Here is a 15,130-nt window from a genome sequence, read left to right on the forward strand (position 1 = left end):
CACCGAGCTCGGGCTTGACCAGCAGACGGCGCAGCGGCCCCGGGACCGCCAGCCGCTCGTCGGCCCGGCGCTCTGCCGGCGCGGTGACCTGCGGGGCGCTCAGCGCGTGCCGGCCGAGGCCAGGTCGGCGATCTCGTCGACGTTGTCCGCGTCCACGATGCCCGGGCCGGTGAGGACCGGCTGCCCGCCGCCGACGGTGTTCAGGTTCTCGGCGTAGAGCTTGAGCATCACGATCGGCAGGTAGCCCTGCTCGTACTGCTGCTGGTCGACGGCGAAGGCGATGTCGCCGGCCTGGATGCCGCCGATGACGTCCTCGTTGAGGTCGAAGGTCGCGACCTGCGCGTCGGAGCCGGCGTCCGCCGCCGCCTCGACGGCGACCGAGGCCAGCGCGGAGTTCAGCGTGAGCACCGCGTCGACCGAGGCGTTCCCCTGCAGCTGGGAGGCGATCGCGGACTGCGCGCCCGGCAGGTCGTTGACGTCGACCTGCAGCGGCGTCACCTGCGCGCCCAGGCCCTCCGACGCGCCCGCGCAGCGCTGCTCGAGACCGATGTTGCCCGCCTCGTGCACCACGCACAGCACGTTCCGGGCGCCGGCGGCGGCCAGCTCCTCGCCGGCGCCGCGGCCGGCGATCTGCTCGTCCTGGCCCACGTGACCGATGGCGCCGAGCTCGGCGGACCGGTCCCCGCCGGAGTTGATGGTGACGACCGGGATGCCGGCCGCCACGGCCGCCTCGATCGAGTCCTGCAGGGCGTCGGGGTTGGCCATCGAGACGACGATGCCGTCCACCTCGGAGTTCACCGCCGCGTCGATCAGCTGCGCCTGGCGCTGCGGGTCGCCGTCGCTCTGGTAGTCGACCTCGACCCCGAGCTCCTCGCCGGCGGCCACGGCACCGTTCTGCACGACGTCCCAGAAGGCGTCCCCGGCCGAGCCGTGGGTGATCACCGAGAAGGCGAGGTCACCACCACCGGCACCGCCCCCGGAGCCCTCTCCGCCCGAGCCGCCGCCGCTGTCGGTGGTGCAGGCGGCGAGCAGCAGCGGTGCGGCCACGGCGAGTGCCAGCAGTCGCTTCGGTGCGGGCATGGGGATGTCCTCCTGTGGTCACGGGCCGGGCCCGCGCGTCCGGGCCGCGTACTCGGCCCGACCACGGATCATGCTCCACCCGGGCGCCGAAGGCCGGTCAGGAGGGGGCGACGCGGCGTCCGCTCCTCCGAAGGGGCGACAAGCGGAGGGGTTCTAGGCTTCGGGGCGTGGACGTCCTCGCATCCGGTCACGAGCAGGTCGTGTTCTGCAGCGACCCCGAGTCGGGGCTGCGGGCGATCATCGCGATCCACTCGACGGCTCTGGGCCCGGCCCTCGGTGGCACGCGCTTCTACCCCTACGCCGACGAGGACGCCGCCGTCGCGGACGCCCTGCGGCTCTCCCGGGCCATGTCGTACAAGAACAGCCTGGCCGGGCTCGACCTCGGGGGCGGGAAGGCCGTCATCATCGGCGACCCGCGCACCGACAAGACCGAGGCGCTGCTGCGTGCCTACGGCCGGTTCGTCGAGTCCCTCGGCGGGCGCTACCTGACCGCCTGCGACGTCGGCACCTACAACGCCGACCTCGACGTCGTGGGCCGGGAGACCCGGTTCGCGCACGGCCGCTCGGAGGCCTACGGCGGCTGCGGCGACTCCTCGGTGCTCACCGCCTACGGCGTCTTCCAGGGCATGCGCGCCGCTGCTCAGCACTGCTGGGGCGCCCCGACGCTGGCCGGGCGGACGGTCGCGGTCGCCGGCGTGGGCAAGGTCGGCTCCTGGCTCGCCGGCCACCTCGTCGAGGACGGCGCCGACGTGGTGGTCACCGACGTCGACCCCGCGGCCGTGGAGCGGCTGCAGGCCCGCTTCCCGCAGGTCCGCGCGGTCGAGGACACGGCGGCGCTCGTCCGGGCCCCGCACGACGTCTACGCGCCGTGCGCGCTGGGCGGGGCGCTGGACCAGGAGACGGTCGACATGCTGCCGGGCCGGGTGGTCTGCGGCGGCGCCAACAACCAGCTCGCCGCCCCGGAGATCGCCGAGCGGCTGCGTGGCCGCGGGATCCTCTACGCGCCGGACTTCCTGGTGAACGCCGGCGGCGTGATCCAGGTCGAGGACGAGCGGCACGGCTTCTCCTTCCCGCGCGCGCAGGCCAAGGCCTCAGGCATCTTCGACGTCGCGCTGCGGGTCTTCGCGCTGGCCGACGCCGAGGGCGTGTCCCCCGCCGTGGCCGCCGACCGGCTGGCCGAGGAGCGCATGCGCTCGGTCGGCCGGCTGGCCACGATCCGGCTGCCCCGGTAGGCCGCCCGGGTCGCTCGGACGGGCGACCTGGGGGCGCCCCGGGGAGGGACGTGTGCCCCTCGCCGATCCGTGTCGTAAGGTTGCTCAAGACATAGTCACTTCAGTCGGGGTCGCCACGCGGGCCGTCCAGCCGCGGGCTGGGCCGCCGCACTCCGGTAACGAGGGGGTCGAGCCGATGGGGCGCGGCCGAGCGAAGGCCAAGCAGACACGCGTGGCCCGTGAGCTCAAGTACAGCTCACCCAACACCGACCTCTCCGCGCTTCAGCGCGAGCTGGCCGGTTCTCCGTCGTCGTACTCCGCGCCTCCGAGCGCGGCGGACGACGACGAGGACGAGGACGACACCTACGCCGACCGCTGGGCGGACGACGACACCGACGACGACTGGGCGGCCAGCCGCTGACCGGCGGCTGACCCACCCGTCCCGTCAGCGACACGACACCGCGGCCCTGCGGGGCTGCGGTGTCGTGGTGCTGCCGTGGTGTCGTGGCGCTGCCGTGCGCCCGCGTCGTCAGCGGTAGGAGCCGGTGAGCTCCGCGGCGGGCGCGTCCGCCTCGGCGCGCTCCTCCAGCGTGCCGGCGACCCATGCGGGCACCCCGCGGTCGCCGAGCAGCCGGACGGCGTCGTCGGCCCGGTCGGCCGCCACCGCGGCCACCATGCCCACGCCGCAGTTGAAGGCGCGCTCGGACTCCGCACGCGGCACCCCGTGCTCCTCCATCAGGCGGACGGCCGCCGGGAGGGCCCATGTGCCGCGGTCCAGGACCGCGCGCAGCCCCTCGGGGACGACGCGGGCGGTGTTGCCCGCCAGCCCGCCCCCGGTGATGTGCGCGAAGGCGTGCACGGTGTCCACGCCGAGCTCCTCGACCAGGGCGAGGCAGTCGCGGGCGTAGATGCGGGTCGGCTCGAGCAGCTCCTCGCCCAGGGGCCGGTCCAGCCCGGCCGGCGTGCCATGCAGGTCGAGCCCGGCGGCGCTGACGACCCGGCGCACCAGCGAGTAGCCGTTGGAGTGGAAGCCGCTCGACGCCATCGCGATGACGGCGTCGCCGGGGCGCACCCGCTCGGGGCCGAGCACGGCGTCGGCCTCGACGACGCCCACCGCGGTGGCCGCCAGGTCGTACTCGTCGGCGTCCATCAGGTCGCCGTGCTCGGCGGTCTCGCCGCCGACGAGCGCGGCGCCGGCCAGGGTGCACCCGGCGGCGATGCCGGTGACGATCGCGGCGATGCGCTCGGGGACGACCTTGCCGCAGGCCACGTAGTCCTGGAGGAACAGCGGCTCGGCGCCGCAGGCGACCAGGTCGTCCACGACCATGGCGACCAGGTCGATGCCGACCGTGTCGTGCCGGTCCAGCAGCCGGGCGAGCGCGATCTTCGTGCCGACGCCGTCGGTGGAGGAGGCCAGCAGGGGCCTGCGGTACTTCTGCACGTCGAGGGCGAACAGCCCGGCGAACCCGCCGAGCCCGCCGACGACCTCGGGGCGGTTGGTCCGCTCGACGGCGGCCTTCATGAGGGTGACCGCGCGCTCGCCGGCGTCGATGTCGACGCCGGACGCGGCGTACGTGAACTCGGTGCTCACGGCCGCCTCAACGCCTCCTCGGCGCCGCCGGGCACCGCCGCGCTGCCCGCCTGCTGGCCGGTCCAGCCGCTGACCGCCCGCTGGCCGATGCCCTCGAGCACGTGCTTGCCCAGCACCTCGGGGACGCCGAGGTCGATCGGGTACTCACCGGTGAAGCAGGCGGTGCACAGCCGGTTGCGTGGCTGCTCGGTCGCCGCGATGAGGCCCTGCTCGGAGACGTAGGCGAGGGAGTCGGCGTTGATCGAGGCGCGGATGCCGTCGATGTCCAGGCCGTTGGCGATCAGCTCGGCCCGGCTGGCGAAGTCGATGCCGTAGAAGCACGGCCACTTCACCGGCGGGGAGGAGATGCGGACGTGCACCTCCAGGGCGCCGGCCTCCCGCAGCATCCGGATCAGCGCCCGCTGGGTGTTGCCGCGCACGATCGAGTCGTCGACGACGACGAGCCGCTTGCCGCGGATGACGTCGCGCAGCGGGTTGAGCTTCAGCCGGATGCCCAGCTGGCGGATCGTCTGCGAGGGCTGGATGAAGGTGCGGCCCACGTAGGAGTTCTTGACCAGGCCCAGCCCGTAGGGGATGCCGCTGGCCTCGGCGTACCCGACGGCGGCGGGGGTGCCCGACTCCGGCACGGGGATGACGAGGTCGGCCTCGGCGGGGTGCTCCTTGGCCAGCCGGCGACCGATCTCCACCCGCGCCGCGTGCACGCTGCGCCCGGAGATCGTCGTGTCCGGGCGCGCCAGGTAGACGTACTCGAACACGCAGCCCTTCGGCTCGGCCGGCGCGAAGTGCTGGCTGCGCAGCCCGTTGCCGTCGATGGCGATGAGCTCGCCCGGCTCCACCTCGCGGACCATCGAGGCGCCCACGATGTCCAGCGCCGCGGTCTCGCTGGCTACCACCCAGCCGCGCTCCAGCCGGCCGAGCACCAGCGGGCGGACACCCTGCGGGTCACGGGCGGCGTAGAGCGTGTCCTCGTCCATGAAGGTGAGGCTGAAGGCGCCGCGCAGCTGCGGGAGAACCTCCATCGCGGCGGCCTCGACCGAGAGGTCGGGGCGGGCGGCGATGAGCGCGGTGACCAGGTCGGAGTCGTTGGTGGCCACGAACGCACCCGGGACGCCGGCGTCGGCGGCCTTGACGGCCAGCTCGGCGGTGTTCACCAGGTTGCCGTTGTGGCAGAGCGCCAGGCCGGTCCCGGCCTCGGTCGTGCGGAACGTCGGCTGCGCGTTCTCCCACGTGGAGGCGCCCGTCGTCGAGTACCGGGCGTGCCCGACCGCGATGTGGCCGCGCAGGCTGCCGAGGGTCGCCTCGTCGAAGACCTGGCTGACCAGCCCCAGGTCCTTGTAGACGACGACCGAGGCACCGTCGGAGACCGCGATGCCGGCCGCCTCCTGCCCTCGGTGCTGCAGGGCGTACAGACCGAAATAGGTCAGCTTCGCGACCTCCTCACCCGGCGCCCAGACACCGAAGACGCCGCAGGCGTCCTGAGGTCCGGGGGACTGGGGGTCGAGGTCGTGCGTCAGCCGTCCATCACCGCGAGGCACGGGGTCGAGCGTACCGGCGTCAGCGGTCCTGCCCAGAGGCGATCCGGTGTCCCCGGTCACCTTGCCGCTGCGTCGTCGCTGGTCGTGGGGGAACCGAGGGCCTCCCGAACGCGTTGTCCTGCTCTCCCCACCGGTCCCGGAGGTCCGCCCGTGCCCACGTCCCCCACCGCTGTCCTGCCCGCTCCCCTGCCCCCGGCCGCCGCGCAGGCCGAGCGGCTGCTCGCGCTCGGCGTGCACGAGATCGCCGGCCTCACCCCGCGCGAGGTCTGCGACGCGGCCGACCGCCTGGCACCCGGCGACCTGCTGGTGGTGCACCCCGACCGGGCGCCGGTGTCGGCCCTGGCGCCGCTCCTGCGGCTCGAGGGCAGGCCGGGCTTCGTCGTCGCCGACATGACCGACGTCGACGCGTTCGCCCCGATCGGGTCGGTGGAGCTCCCCGCGGCCCCGGTCTACGCCGTGACGGATCTCCGGCGCGGCGACGACATGCTGAACTGGAGCCCCGACGAGGCGCTGCCTGCCCTCACCGGCGCCGGCCGGACACCGCTCACCCTCGGCGAGGGCGTGCACTGGCTGCTGCAGTGTCCCGAGGTGCTGGCCCGGAACGTCTGCTTCATGACGATCGGCTCGCGGCTGCGCAAGGCGGACGGCCGCCTCGACTCGCGCACGCCGGCGCTGTGGATCAGCAACGGCACCGGACGGGACGGTCGCGAGCGGCGCGGGGCGCCGAAGGTCGGCTGGTGCTGGGCGGGCAACCGGCACACCTGGCTGGGCTTCGCCTCCGCGGCGTCCCGCTCCCCGGTCGGCTAGCCCTCCAGGCCCCGGAGCTCGGCGGCGATCGTGGTGTCGTCGCCGTGCCCGGTCCGGACGACGGTGTCGCCGTGCAGGCTGAACAGCTGCGAGCGGATCGAGCTCAGGATCGTCGGGTGGTCGCTGAACGACCGGCCCGTCGCGCCCGGGCCGCCGCAGAACAGCGTGTCGCCGGTGAACACGGTGTTGAGGTCGGCCGAGTGCAGGCAGGTGCTGCCCGGGGAGTGCCCGGGGGTGTGCAGCGCAACGAGGCGGACGCCGGCGACCGTGAACCGGGTGCCCGGCTGCAGGTCGCGGTCGGGCTCGGAGCCGGGGTGCGTCATGTCCCAGAGCATCCGGTCGGCGCTGTTGAACCAGAGCGGGGCGCCGGTGGCCTCGCGCAGCGCGGGCGCGGCGGTGATGTGGTCGTTGTGCCCGTGGGTCAGCACGATGGCGGTGACCTTCCGGCCGCCGATCGCCTCGACGATCGGGGCGGCGTCGTGCGGGGCGTCGATCACCAGCACCTCGTCGTCGTCGCCGACGAGCCAGACGTTGTTCTCGACGTCGAAGTCCTGGCCGTCGAGGGAGAAGACCCCGGGGACGACGACCTTGTCGATGCGGGCGGTCACTTCCCGAACACCACCACGGAGCGGAGCACGTCGCCGGCGTGCATCTTGTGGAACGCCTCCTCGACGGCGTCCAGGCCGATGGTCTCGGTGACGAAGTCGTCCAGCGGGAAGCGGCCCTGCAGGTAGAGGTCGACCAGCAGCGGGAAGTCGCGGCTGGGCAGGCAGTCGCCGTACCAGGAGGACTTGATCGCCCCGCCCCGGCCGAAGATCTCGATCGCCGGCAGGGTGATCTCCATGTCCGGCGTCGGGACGCCGACCATCACCACGCGCCCGGCCAGGTCGCGGGCGTAGAACGCCTGCTCGAACACCTTGGGGTGCCCGACGGCGTCGATCGCGACGTCGACGCCGAACCCGCCGGTCAGGCCCTTGACCGCCTCGACCGCGTCGGTCTCCCGGGAGTTGACGGTGTGCGTGGCGCCGAAGCCCTTGGCCCACTCGAGCTTCCGGTCGTCGATGTCGACGGCGATGATCGTCGTCGCCCCCGCCAGCTTCGCGCCGGCGATCGCGGCGTCACCCACGCCGCCGCAGCCGAAGACGGCGACGCTCTCGCCCCGCCGCACCGCGCCGGTGTTGATGGCCGCGCCCACGCCCGCCATCACGCCGCAGCCCAGCAGGCCGGCAGCCGTCGCGGGCGCCGCGGGGTCGACCTTCGTGCACTGACCTGAGTGGACCAGCGTCTTCTCGGCGAACGCGCCGATGCCCAGCGCCGGGGAGAGCTCCGTGCCGTCGGCCAGGGTCATCTTCTGGGCGGCGTTGTGGGTGTTGAAGCAGTACTGGAGCTCGCCCTTGAGGCAGGCGCGGCACTGTCCGCAGACGGCGCGCCAGTTGAGGACGACGAAGTCGCCCACCTCGACGTTGGTGACGCCCTCGCCGACGGCGGCCACGGTGCCGGCCGCCTCGTGGCCGAGCAGGAACGGGAAGTCGTCGTTGATGCCGCCCTCGCGGTAGTGCAGGTCGGTGTGGCAGACCCCGCAGGCCTGCACGTCGACGACCGCCTCACCGGGCCCCGGGTCGGGCACCAGGATCGTCTCGACGGTGACCGGTTGCCCCTTGCCGCGGGCCACGACGCCCCGCACCTCGTACGCCATGGGCCGAGCCTAGGGGGGCCACCAGGGGGCGGCGCGGCCGCTTCAGTTCCATAACGGTCGGTCACTGCTTGCTCACGTTGGCGAGTTGCGTGGGCCATCCGCCGCGGAACGACGTACCGTGCCTCCCGATCGCGACCTATATCACAGGGCGCGTCCCGGTTGTGGCCGCCCGGCCCTCCGGTTCCCGTCCCCGGAGGTTGTTCCCCGTGGCAGTACCCAGCTTCCTGGCGCGCGAGCGAACCGTCGCGCGCCCGGGCTTCAACCGCTGGCTGATCCCGCCGGCGGCCCTCGCCGTGCACCTGTGCATCGGCCAGGCGTACGCGACCAGCGTCTACAAGGCCGCGCTCGTGTCCCACTTCGACACGACGCTGACCGCGATCGGCATCACCTTCTCGATCGCCATCGTCATGCTCGGCCTCTCCGCCGCCCTCTTCGGCACCTGGGTGGACCGCAACGGCCCCCGCGCCGCCATGTTCACCTCGGCGTGCTTCTGGGTGACCGGCTTCCTCGTCGGCTCCCTCGGCATCTACACCGAGCAGCTGTGGCTGCTCTACCTGGGCTACGGCGTCATCGGCGGCATCGGCCTGGGCATCGGCTACATCTCGCCGGTCTCCACGCTGATCAAGTGGTTCCCGGACCGTCCGGGCCTGGCCACCGGCATGGCGATCATGGGCTTCGGTGGTGGCGCGCTCATCGCCTCGCCGCTGTCCCGCCAGCTCATGAACTGGTACGACCCGGGCTACGACCCCGCCGTCGCCGGCACCGTCCCGAGCGGCAACGCCGTCGCCGGGCTCTTCCTGACCCTGGCCGCGCTGTACGCCGTCTTCATGATGTTCGGCGCCTTCATCGTGCGCGTGCCCGCCGCCGACTGGAAGCCCGAGGGCTTCGACCCGTCGACGATCAAGCAGAAGGCTCTGGTCACCACCGAGAACGTCTCGGCCGCCAACGCCATCAAGACCAAGCAGTTCTGGCTGCTCTGGATCGTGCTGTTCTGCAACGTGACCGCCGGCATCGGCATCCTCGAGCAGGCCGCCCCGATGATCCAGGACTTCTTCCGCCGCCCCGAGGGCTCCCTCGTGGCCGCCACGACCGCTGCCGGCTTCGTCGGCCTGCTGTCGCTGTTCAACATGGCCGGCCGCTTCGTGTGGTCCTCCACGTCGGACTTCATCGGCCGCAAGCCGATCTACATGGTGTACCTGGGCGTCGGCCTCGTGCTCTACGTCCTGCTCGCCACCGTCGGCAGCACCGCGACCTGGGTCTTCGTGATCCTGGCCGCGATCATCCTGTCGTTCTACGGCGGTGGGTTCGCCACCATCCCGGCCTACCTGCGTGACCTCTTCGGCACCTACCAGGTCGGCGCCATCCACGGCCGGCTGCTGACCGCGTGGGCGGCCGCCGGTGTGGCCGGCCCGCTGATCGTGAACGCGGTGCTCGACCTCGCCGAGGGCGAGCCCGGAACCCTCGTCGCCGGCGACTACCGGCCCGCCCTGTTCATCATGGTCGGCCTGCTCGCCATCGGCTTCGTCGCCAACCTCCTGGTGAAGCCGGTCGACAGCAAGTACTGGGAGCCGAAGGCCACCGACGCCCCCACCGCCGCCGCCACCCCCGAACGGAGCGCTGCCCGATGAGTTCCTCCACTGGCAACCAGCAGCCGACGCACACCCCGGTGGGCTTCATCGCCTTCGCCTGGGCCCTGGTCGGAGTTCCGCTGGCCTACGGCCTGTACCAGACCGTGAAGACCGCCAGCTCGCTCTTCGGCGGCTGACCCACCCCCCTCACTGAGCCCCGTCCGCACCCAGCGGGCGGGGCTCAGTGCTGTCCGAGGGGCCTCAGCGGCAGGTGGCGCGAGAGGTCGGCGCGGTTGCCGCTGGCGCTGACCAGCCCCGCGCCGACGGCGTCGGCCCAGGAGAGGTCCCCGGTGGCCAGCCGCAGCCAGGTCGCCGCGTCGGTCTCGACGACGTTCGGCGGCGTGCCCCGCGTGTGCCGCGGGCCCTCCACGAACTGGACGGCGACGTGCGGGGGCACCCGCAGCTCCACCGAGCGCCCGGGCACCTGCTGGGCCAGCCAGCGGGCCGTCGTCTTCACCGCGGCCCCGACCACCGACCGCGGGGGCTGCTCGCCCTCCCCGGCCAGCCAGGCCCGCACCGGGTCGACGGCGGCCCGCAGCTCCTCGGCCGGGATCGGCGCCGGCATCAGGCGGTCGGGACGGCGCCCGCCGGGACGGTGAACGGCGTGCTGTGCTCCGGTCCGCCGAACAGCGCGGGGATCGTGGCGCTCCACGCCGCCCGCAGCTCCGCCAGCGGCAGCTCCAGCAGGCCGTCGACCGCGAGCGCCTCCCCGCCGGTGGTGCCGAGCTCGGTCACCTGGACGCCGGCCCACTGCGCCGTCGTCTTCACGCCGCCCGGGTCCGACGTCGTGATGACGACGCGGGCCGCGGACTCGCTGAACAGCGCGGTGAAGGGATCCTCGCCCAGCGACAGCCGCGCGCCGACGCCGTAGCGCAGCGCCGACTCCGCCAGCGCCTGCGCCAGCCCGCCGTCGGCGAGGTCGTGCGCGGACCCGACCAGGCCCTGCTGGGCCAGTGCGGCCAGCAGCTGGCCCAGGGCGCGCTCGGCGGCCAGGTCCACCGCCGGCGGCTTCCCGCCGAGGTGGCCGTGGACGACGCTCGCCCAGGCGGAGCCGCCGAGCTCGGGCCGCGTCTCGCCGAGGAGCAGCACGGTCTCCCCCGCCGCCCTCCAGCCGGTGGGCACGCGCGTGCGGACGTCCTCGTGGACGCCCAGCACGCCGATCACCGGCGTCGGGTTGATCGCGACGTCGCCGGTCTGGTTGTAGAGGCTCACGTTGCCGCCGGTGACCGGCAGGCCGAGCTCGCGGCAGCCGTCGGCCAGTCCGCGGACGGCCTCGGCGAACTGCCACATGACCTCGGGGTTCTCCGGGGACCCGAAGTTCAGGCAGTTGGTGACGGCCAGCGGCCTCGCGCCAGACACGGCGACGTTGCGGTAGGCCTCGGCGAGGTTCAGCTGCGCGCCCGCGTAGGGGTCCAGCCGTGCGTAGCGGCCGTTGCCGTCGAGCGAGAGCGCGATGCCGCGGTGCGACTCCTCGTCGATCCGCACGACCCCGGCGTCGTCGGGCTGGGCGAGCACCGTGTTGCCGCGGACGTAGCGGTCGTACTGCTCGGTGACCCAGGTCTTGTCGGCGCCGTCGGGGCTGCTGACCACGGCGAGCCAGTGCGCCTGCAGCTCCGCGGGGGTGGTCGGACGGGGCAGGCGCGCGGCGTCGTCGGCCTGGAGGGCGTCGAGGTCGGCCGGGCGCTGCATCGGGCGCTCGTAGACCGGACCCTCGTGCGCGACCGTGCGCGGCGGGACGTCGACGATCCGCTCGCCGTGCCAGTCGACGGTGAGCCGGTCGCCGTCGGTGACCTCACCGATGACGGCGGCGCGGACGTCCCACTTGCGGCAGACGGCGAGGAAGGCCTCGACCTTGTCCGGCTCGACGATGGCGCACATGCGCTCCTGCGACTCGCTCATCAGGATCTCGGCGGGCGTCAGGGTGCTGTCGCGCAGCGGGACGGTGTCGAGGTCGACGTGCATGCCGCCGGTGCCGGCGCTGGCCAGCTCGCTCGTGGCGCAGGAGAGCCCGGCGCCGCCGAGGTCCTGGATCCCGGTGACGAGGTCCTGGGCGAAGATCTCCAGGCACGCCTCGATGAGCAGCTTCTCGGTGAACGGGTCGCCCACCTGCACGGCCGGCCGCTTGGCGGGGCCCTCGGCGTCGAAGGTCTCGCTGGCCAGCACGCTCACGCCGCCGATCCCGTCACCGCCGGTGCGGGCGCCGAACAGGATGACCTTGTTGCCCACGCCCTCGGCCTTGGCCAGCCGCACGTCCTCGTGCTTCATCACACCGACGCACAGTGCGTTGACCAGCGGGTTCCCCGCGTAGCAGTCGTCGAAGAGCAGCTCGCCACCGATGTTGGGCAGGCCCAGGCAGTTGCCGTAGCCGCCGACGCCGGCGACGACGCCGGGCAGCACGCGCGCGGTGTCGGGGGCGTCGGCCCGGCCGAACCGCAGCGAGTCCATGACCGCGATCGGGCGGGCGCCCATGGTCAGGATGTCGCGGACGATGCCGCCCACGCCGGTGGCCGCGCCCTGGTAGGGCTCGACGTAGCTCGGGTGGTTGTGGCTCTCGACCTTGAAGGTGACCGCGTAGCCGTCGCCGACGTCGACGACGCCGGCGTTCTCACCGATGCCCACGAGCAGGGCCTCGGACTTCGGCAGGTCACCGAAGCGCCGCAGGTGCACCTTGGAGCTCTTGTAGGAGCAGTGCTCGCTCCACATGACCGAGTACATGGCCAGCTCGGCCGTGGTGGGGCGGCGGCCGAGGATGTCCTTGATCCGCGCGTACTCGTCGGCCCTGAGGCCGAGCTCGGCGTAGGGCTGCTCGTCGCCCGGCGTGCTGGCCGCCAGGTCGACGGTGTCGAGGCGGTGCTGCAGCCGGCCCGGGCCGGTGTCGAGGTCGGAGAGGCCTGCGGTGGCTGACTCGGTCACGCGCTGACGACCGCCTTCAGGACGGAGGTGAAGAAGCCGAGGCCGTCGGTGGACGGCCCGGTGAGGTCCTCGATGGCGTGCTCGGGATGCGGCATGAGCCCGACCACGCGCCCGTTCTCGCTGGCGACACCGGCGATGTCGCGGCTGGACCCGTTGGGGTTGCCGTCCGCGTAGCGGAACACCACGCGGCCCTCCCCCTCGAGGCGGTCGAGGTCGGCGTCGGAGCCCACGTAGCGGCCCTCGCCGTTCTTGACCGGGATCAGGATCCGCTGGCCCTCGGTGAAGTCGGTGGTCCAGGTGGTGTCCGCGCGCTCCACGACCAGCACCTGGTCGCGGTTGCGGAAGTGCAGGTGGCTGTTGCGGGTCAGCGCGCCGGGCAGCAGCCCGGCCTCGCAGAGCACCTGGAAGCCGTTGCAGATGCCCAGCACCGGCAGGCCCTGATTCGCGGCGGCGACGACGTCCTGCATCAGCGGGGAGCGGGCGGCGATGGCGCCGGCGCGCAGGTAGTCGCCGTAGGAGAAGCCACCGGGGAGGACGACGGCGTCGACGTCCTTCAGGTCGTGGTCGCCGTGCCACAGCACGACGGGCTCACCACCGGCGAGCCGTACCGCGCGTGCGGCGTCGACGTCGTCCAGGGAGCCCGGGAAGGTGATGACACCGATGCGCACGATCAGTCCTTGGGGATGTGGAGCTCGACGTCCTCGATGACGGGGTTGGCGAGCAGCGTCTCGGCGATCTGCTTCAGCTCGGCCTCGTCGGGCGTCCCGTCGACCTCGAGCACGAAGTGCTTGCCCTGGCGGACGCTCCTGACGGAGTCGTGGCCGAGCCGGCCGAGCGCTCCCAGGACCGCCTGACCCTGGGGGTCGGAGATCTCCGGCTTCAGGACGACGTCGACGACCACCCGGGACACGCCGACGAGGGTACCTGGCGCGTTTGCGCCCCTCACGGCACCGCGATCTGCACACTGAGCCGCCCCGTTCTCGCAACGGGGGTCGACCTGCGTCGATGCCCTGCGCCGAGGAGACGATGTGCGCTCGCTGAAGGTGGCCGTGGCCGCCGCACTGGTGGTCCTGTCCGCCACCCCCGCCTCGGCCGAGCCGGTGAACCGGGCACCGGTCGTCGTCGACGACGCGGTGGCCTACCGGAACACCGGCGGGATCGACTACCCCGTGACCGCGCTGGCCAACGACAGCGACCCCGACGGTGACGCGTTGACCTACGTGTCGGTCACGCCGGCCGGCAAGGGGAACGCCTACCTCCAGGACGGCACGCTCTTCTACAAGCCGTACTTCCGGGAGTCGGGCACGGACTCGTTCACCTACACCGTGTCCGACGGTCAGGGGAACACCGCGACCGGCACCGTGACGGCCACCCTCTGGGTCGATCCCGGCGCGCCTGGCAATGCTGCGATCTCCATCCCGGTCCCGGGCTCGGCCACGCTGACCTGGTCCGCTGCCGACGGTGCGGTCGAGTACCGGATCTACCTCAACGGGGCACTCGTCCACACCACGACGGACCTGTCGTGGACCGCCACCGGACTTCTCGACACGGGCTACTACTACTGGAACGTCTATGCCTTCAACGGCGGAGGCTGGCCTGGCGGTGCGTCGTACTCCCTGTCCCGCTATCCCAAGCTGCCGACGCCGGAAGCGGTCCACGCGGGTGGGACCGATGACCCGACCACGGTGAAGCTGACGTGGGACGCCAGGCACATGACCGGACCCTGGAACGTATATCGCGACGGCGTCCTCATCGGGAGCAGCCACTGGGCGGGGTTCGAAGACACCGGCCTGGTGACCGGCCACGAGTACAGCTACCAGGTGGAGCTCGTCGGCGGCACCACGGCCCAGAGCGTGTACCCGCCGAGTTCGCTCTCGGCGGCTGTCCGAGCAACGCCCGGCGTCCTGACCGGTATCGGTCAGCTCTTCCGAGACCTCGGCGGGTCAAGCGGCCCCCTCGGCCCGATCATCACACCGGAACGTGGCATTCCCGGCGGACGGCAGCAGGACCACCAGAACGGTTACATCCTCGAGCAGACCGGCCGGACCGCGCTGACGGTCACGCACCCCGTCGCCGGCGCGTATTTCGGCGCGCCCATGTATGGCGCCATGGGTGACCTCGGGTTCCCCGTGGCCGAGCAGGAGAGCGGGCTGCGGGACGGCGGCTTCGGTCAGCTGTTCGAGGGCGGCAGCATCTGGGGCTCGTCGCACACTCCGACCCGCGCCGTCCGGCAAGTGATCGAGGACGGCTGGGCCGAGGCAGGGTGGGAGGAGGGGCCGCTGGGCTATCCGGTCGCTGACCAGGTGACCCTGCCGCGTGGCATCTCCCAGCTGTTCGAGGACGGCGGCGTCTACTGGAGCGCGGCGACCGGATCCCATGCTGTCGCCGCCGAGAACCACGACACCTACACCGCCTGGGGTGGCCCGTCGGGTCGCCTGGGCTTCCCGACCACGGGTGACAACTGCGGCCTGCGCGGCGGCGGCTGCTGGCAGGGCTTCCAGGGCGGCGCCATCCACTGGTCACCGGCCACCGGCGCGCACGCCACCGACGGCATGATCCGCGAGGCCTGGGGCCGGCTCGGCTGGGAGAACGGCCGCATGGGCTACCCCACCGGCGGCGTCGTCTGCGGCCTGCGCGGCGGCGGCTGCTGGCAGCCCTTCCAGGGCGGC

Annotated in this window: 15 protein-coding genes; 6 read left to right on the plus strand and 9 right to left on the minus strand. The window is 73.0% G+C overall.

The window, feature by feature from the left end; translation table 11 throughout:
* Nucleotides 1-99 precede the first annotated feature (99 nt).
* Nucleotides 100-1,080, minus strand: a complete 981-nt coding sequence (locus E4P43_RS02530) for a sugar ABC transporter substrate-binding protein (RefSeq protein ID WP_135143855.1) — start codon at nt 1,078-1,080, stop codon at nt 100-102.
* Nucleotides 1,081-1,247: 167 nt separating this feature from the next.
* Here E4P43_RS02530 and E4P43_RS02535 point away from each other — a divergent pair, with 167 nt between their 5' ends.
* The gene (locus E4P43_RS02535; protein WP_135143856.1) at nt 1,248-2,312 is read left to right on the plus strand and encodes a Glu/Leu/Phe/Val dehydrogenase dimerization domain-containing protein; all 1,065 of its coding nucleotides are present in this window, start codon (nt 1,248-1,250) and stop codon (nt 2,310-2,312) included.
* A 175-nt stretch (nt 2,313-2,487) separates the two neighbouring features.
* Entirely contained in the window at nt 2,488-2,712 is a 225-nt protein-coding gene (locus E4P43_RS02540; RefSeq protein ID WP_135143857.1) for a DUF3073 domain-containing protein, read from the plus strand.
* A gap of 108 nt (nt 2,713-2,820) precedes the next feature.
* Here E4P43_RS02540 and purM read toward each other — a convergent pair whose 3' ends face one another.
* Nucleotides 2,821-3,882 carry a phosphoribosylformylglycinamidine cyclo-ligase gene (gene purM / locus E4P43_RS02545; protein ID WP_135143858.1) on the minus strand — a complete coding sequence of 354 codons (1,062 nt, stop codon included), beginning with the start codon at nt 3,880-3,882 and terminating at the stop codon, nt 2,821-2,823.
* Nucleotides 3,879-5,417 carry an amidophosphoribosyltransferase gene (purF, locus tag E4P43_RS02550; RefSeq protein WP_135143859.1) on the minus strand — a complete coding sequence of 513 codons (1,539 nt, stop codon included), beginning with the start codon at nt 5,415-5,417 and terminating at the stop codon, nt 3,879-3,881. Before purF ends, purM begins: the two co-directional genes overlap by 4 nt.
* 150 nt (nt 5,418-5,567) lie before the next feature.
* Here purF and E4P43_RS02555 point away from each other — a divergent pair, with 150 nt between their 5' ends.
* Entirely contained in the window at nt 5,568-6,224 is a 657-nt protein-coding gene (locus E4P43_RS02555) for a DUF5701 family protein (RefSeq protein ID WP_135143860.1), read from the plus strand.
* Here E4P43_RS02555 and E4P43_RS02560 read toward each other — a convergent pair.
* Both E4P43_RS02560 and E4P43_RS02565 read right to left on the minus strand, forming a co-directional pair.
* Nucleotides 6,221-6,832, minus strand: coding sequence for an MBL fold metallo-hydrolase (locus tag E4P43_RS02560; RefSeq protein WP_135143861.1), 612 nt, complete (start codon nt 6,830-6,832; stop codon nt 6,221-6,223). The genes E4P43_RS02555 and E4P43_RS02560 overlap by 4 nt on opposite strands.
* Nucleotides 6,829-7,920: an S-(hydroxymethyl)mycothiol dehydrogenase gene (locus tag E4P43_RS02565; RefSeq protein ID WP_135143862.1), complete on the minus strand. Its 1,092-nt coding sequence runs from the start codon at nt 7,918-7,920 to the stop codon at nt 6,829-6,831. The genes E4P43_RS02560 and E4P43_RS02565 overlap by 4 nt, the downstream gene beginning before the upstream one ends.
* Before the next feature lie 206 nt (nt 7,921-8,126).
* On the opposite strand from E4P43_RS02565, the gene E4P43_RS02570 reads away from it, so the two are divergent.
* Both E4P43_RS02570 and E4P43_RS19735 read left to right on the plus strand, forming a co-directional pair.
* A complete protein-coding gene (locus E4P43_RS02570; RefSeq protein WP_135143863.1) occupies nt 8,127-9,548 on the plus strand; it encodes an OFA family MFS transporter in 1,422 nt (473 codons plus the stop codon).
* The gene (locus E4P43_RS19735; RefSeq protein ID WP_167759026.1) at nt 9,545-9,685 is read left to right on the plus strand and encodes a hypothetical protein; all 141 of its coding nucleotides are present in this window, start codon (nt 9,545-9,547) and stop codon (nt 9,683-9,685) included. The genes E4P43_RS02570 and E4P43_RS19735 overlap by 4 nt, the downstream gene beginning before the upstream one ends.
* A 44-nt stretch (nt 9,686-9,729) precedes the next feature.
* On the opposite strand, the gene E4P43_RS02575 is transcribed toward E4P43_RS19735, so the two are convergent.
* From E4P43_RS02575 to purS, 4 genes are read right to left on the minus strand one after another with little or no spacing between them, the layout of a single operon-like run.
* Nucleotides 9,730-10,113, minus strand: coding sequence for a sterol carrier family protein (locus tag E4P43_RS02575; protein ID WP_135143864.1), 384 nt, complete (start codon nt 10,111-10,113; stop codon nt 9,730-9,732).
* Complete coding sequence (purL, locus tag E4P43_RS02580) at nt 10,113-12,461, minus strand: phosphoribosylformylglycinamidine synthase subunit PurL (RefSeq protein WP_245158895.1); 2,349 nt, start codon at nt 12,459-12,461, stop codon at nt 10,113-10,115. The genes E4P43_RS02575 and purL overlap by 1 nt, the downstream gene beginning before the upstream one ends.
* A complete protein-coding gene (purQ, locus tag E4P43_RS02585; RefSeq protein ID WP_245158896.1) occupies nt 12,458-13,129 on the minus strand; it encodes a phosphoribosylformylglycinamidine synthase subunit PurQ in 672 nt (223 codons plus the stop codon). The genes purL and purQ overlap by 4 nt, the downstream gene beginning before the upstream one ends.
* Before the next feature lie 2 nt (nt 13,130-13,131).
* On the minus strand, nt 13,132-13,371 hold the full coding sequence (gene purS / locus E4P43_RS02590; RefSeq protein WP_135143865.1) for a phosphoribosylformylglycinamidine synthase subunit PurS: 240 nt from the start codon (nt 13,369-13,371) through the stop codon (nt 13,132-13,134).
* Between the two features lie 118 nt (nt 13,372-13,489).
* Here purS and E4P43_RS02595 point away from each other — a divergent pair.
* On the plus strand, nt 13,490-15,130 hold a 1,641-nt coding region (locus E4P43_RS02595; RefSeq protein WP_245158897.1), incomplete at its 3' end, for an Ig-like domain-containing protein.

The sequence above is a fragment of the Blastococcus sp. TF02A-35 genome, from assembly GCF_004571075.1.
In the GTDB taxonomy this organism is placed as follows: domain Bacteria; phylum Actinomycetota; class Actinomycetes; order Mycobacteriales; family Geodermatophilaceae; genus Blastococcus.

What these genes read in the sequence shown, in the direction of transcription:
- E4P43_RS02530 (WP_135143855.1), bottom strand. Translation starts at nt 1,080, where the DNA reads ATGCCCGCACCGAAGCGACTGCTGGCACTCGCCGTGGCCGCACCGCTG.
- E4P43_RS02575 (WP_135143864.1), bottom strand. Translation starts at nt 10,113, where the DNA reads ATGCCGGCGCCGATCCCGGCCGAGGAGCTGCGGGCCGCCGTCGACCCG.
- E4P43_RS02565 (WP_135143862.1), bottom strand. Translation starts at nt 7,920, where the DNA reads ATGGCGTACGAGGTGCGGGGCGTCGTGGCCCGCGGCAAGGGGCAACCG.
- E4P43_RS02540 (WP_135143857.1), top strand. Translation starts at nt 2,488, where the DNA reads ATGGGGCGCGGCCGAGCGAAGGCCAAGCAGACACGCGTGGCCCGTGAG.
- E4P43_RS19735 (WP_167759026.1), top strand. Translation starts at nt 9,545, where the DNA reads ATGAGTTCCTCCACTGGCAACCAGCAGCCGACGCACACCCCGGTGGGC.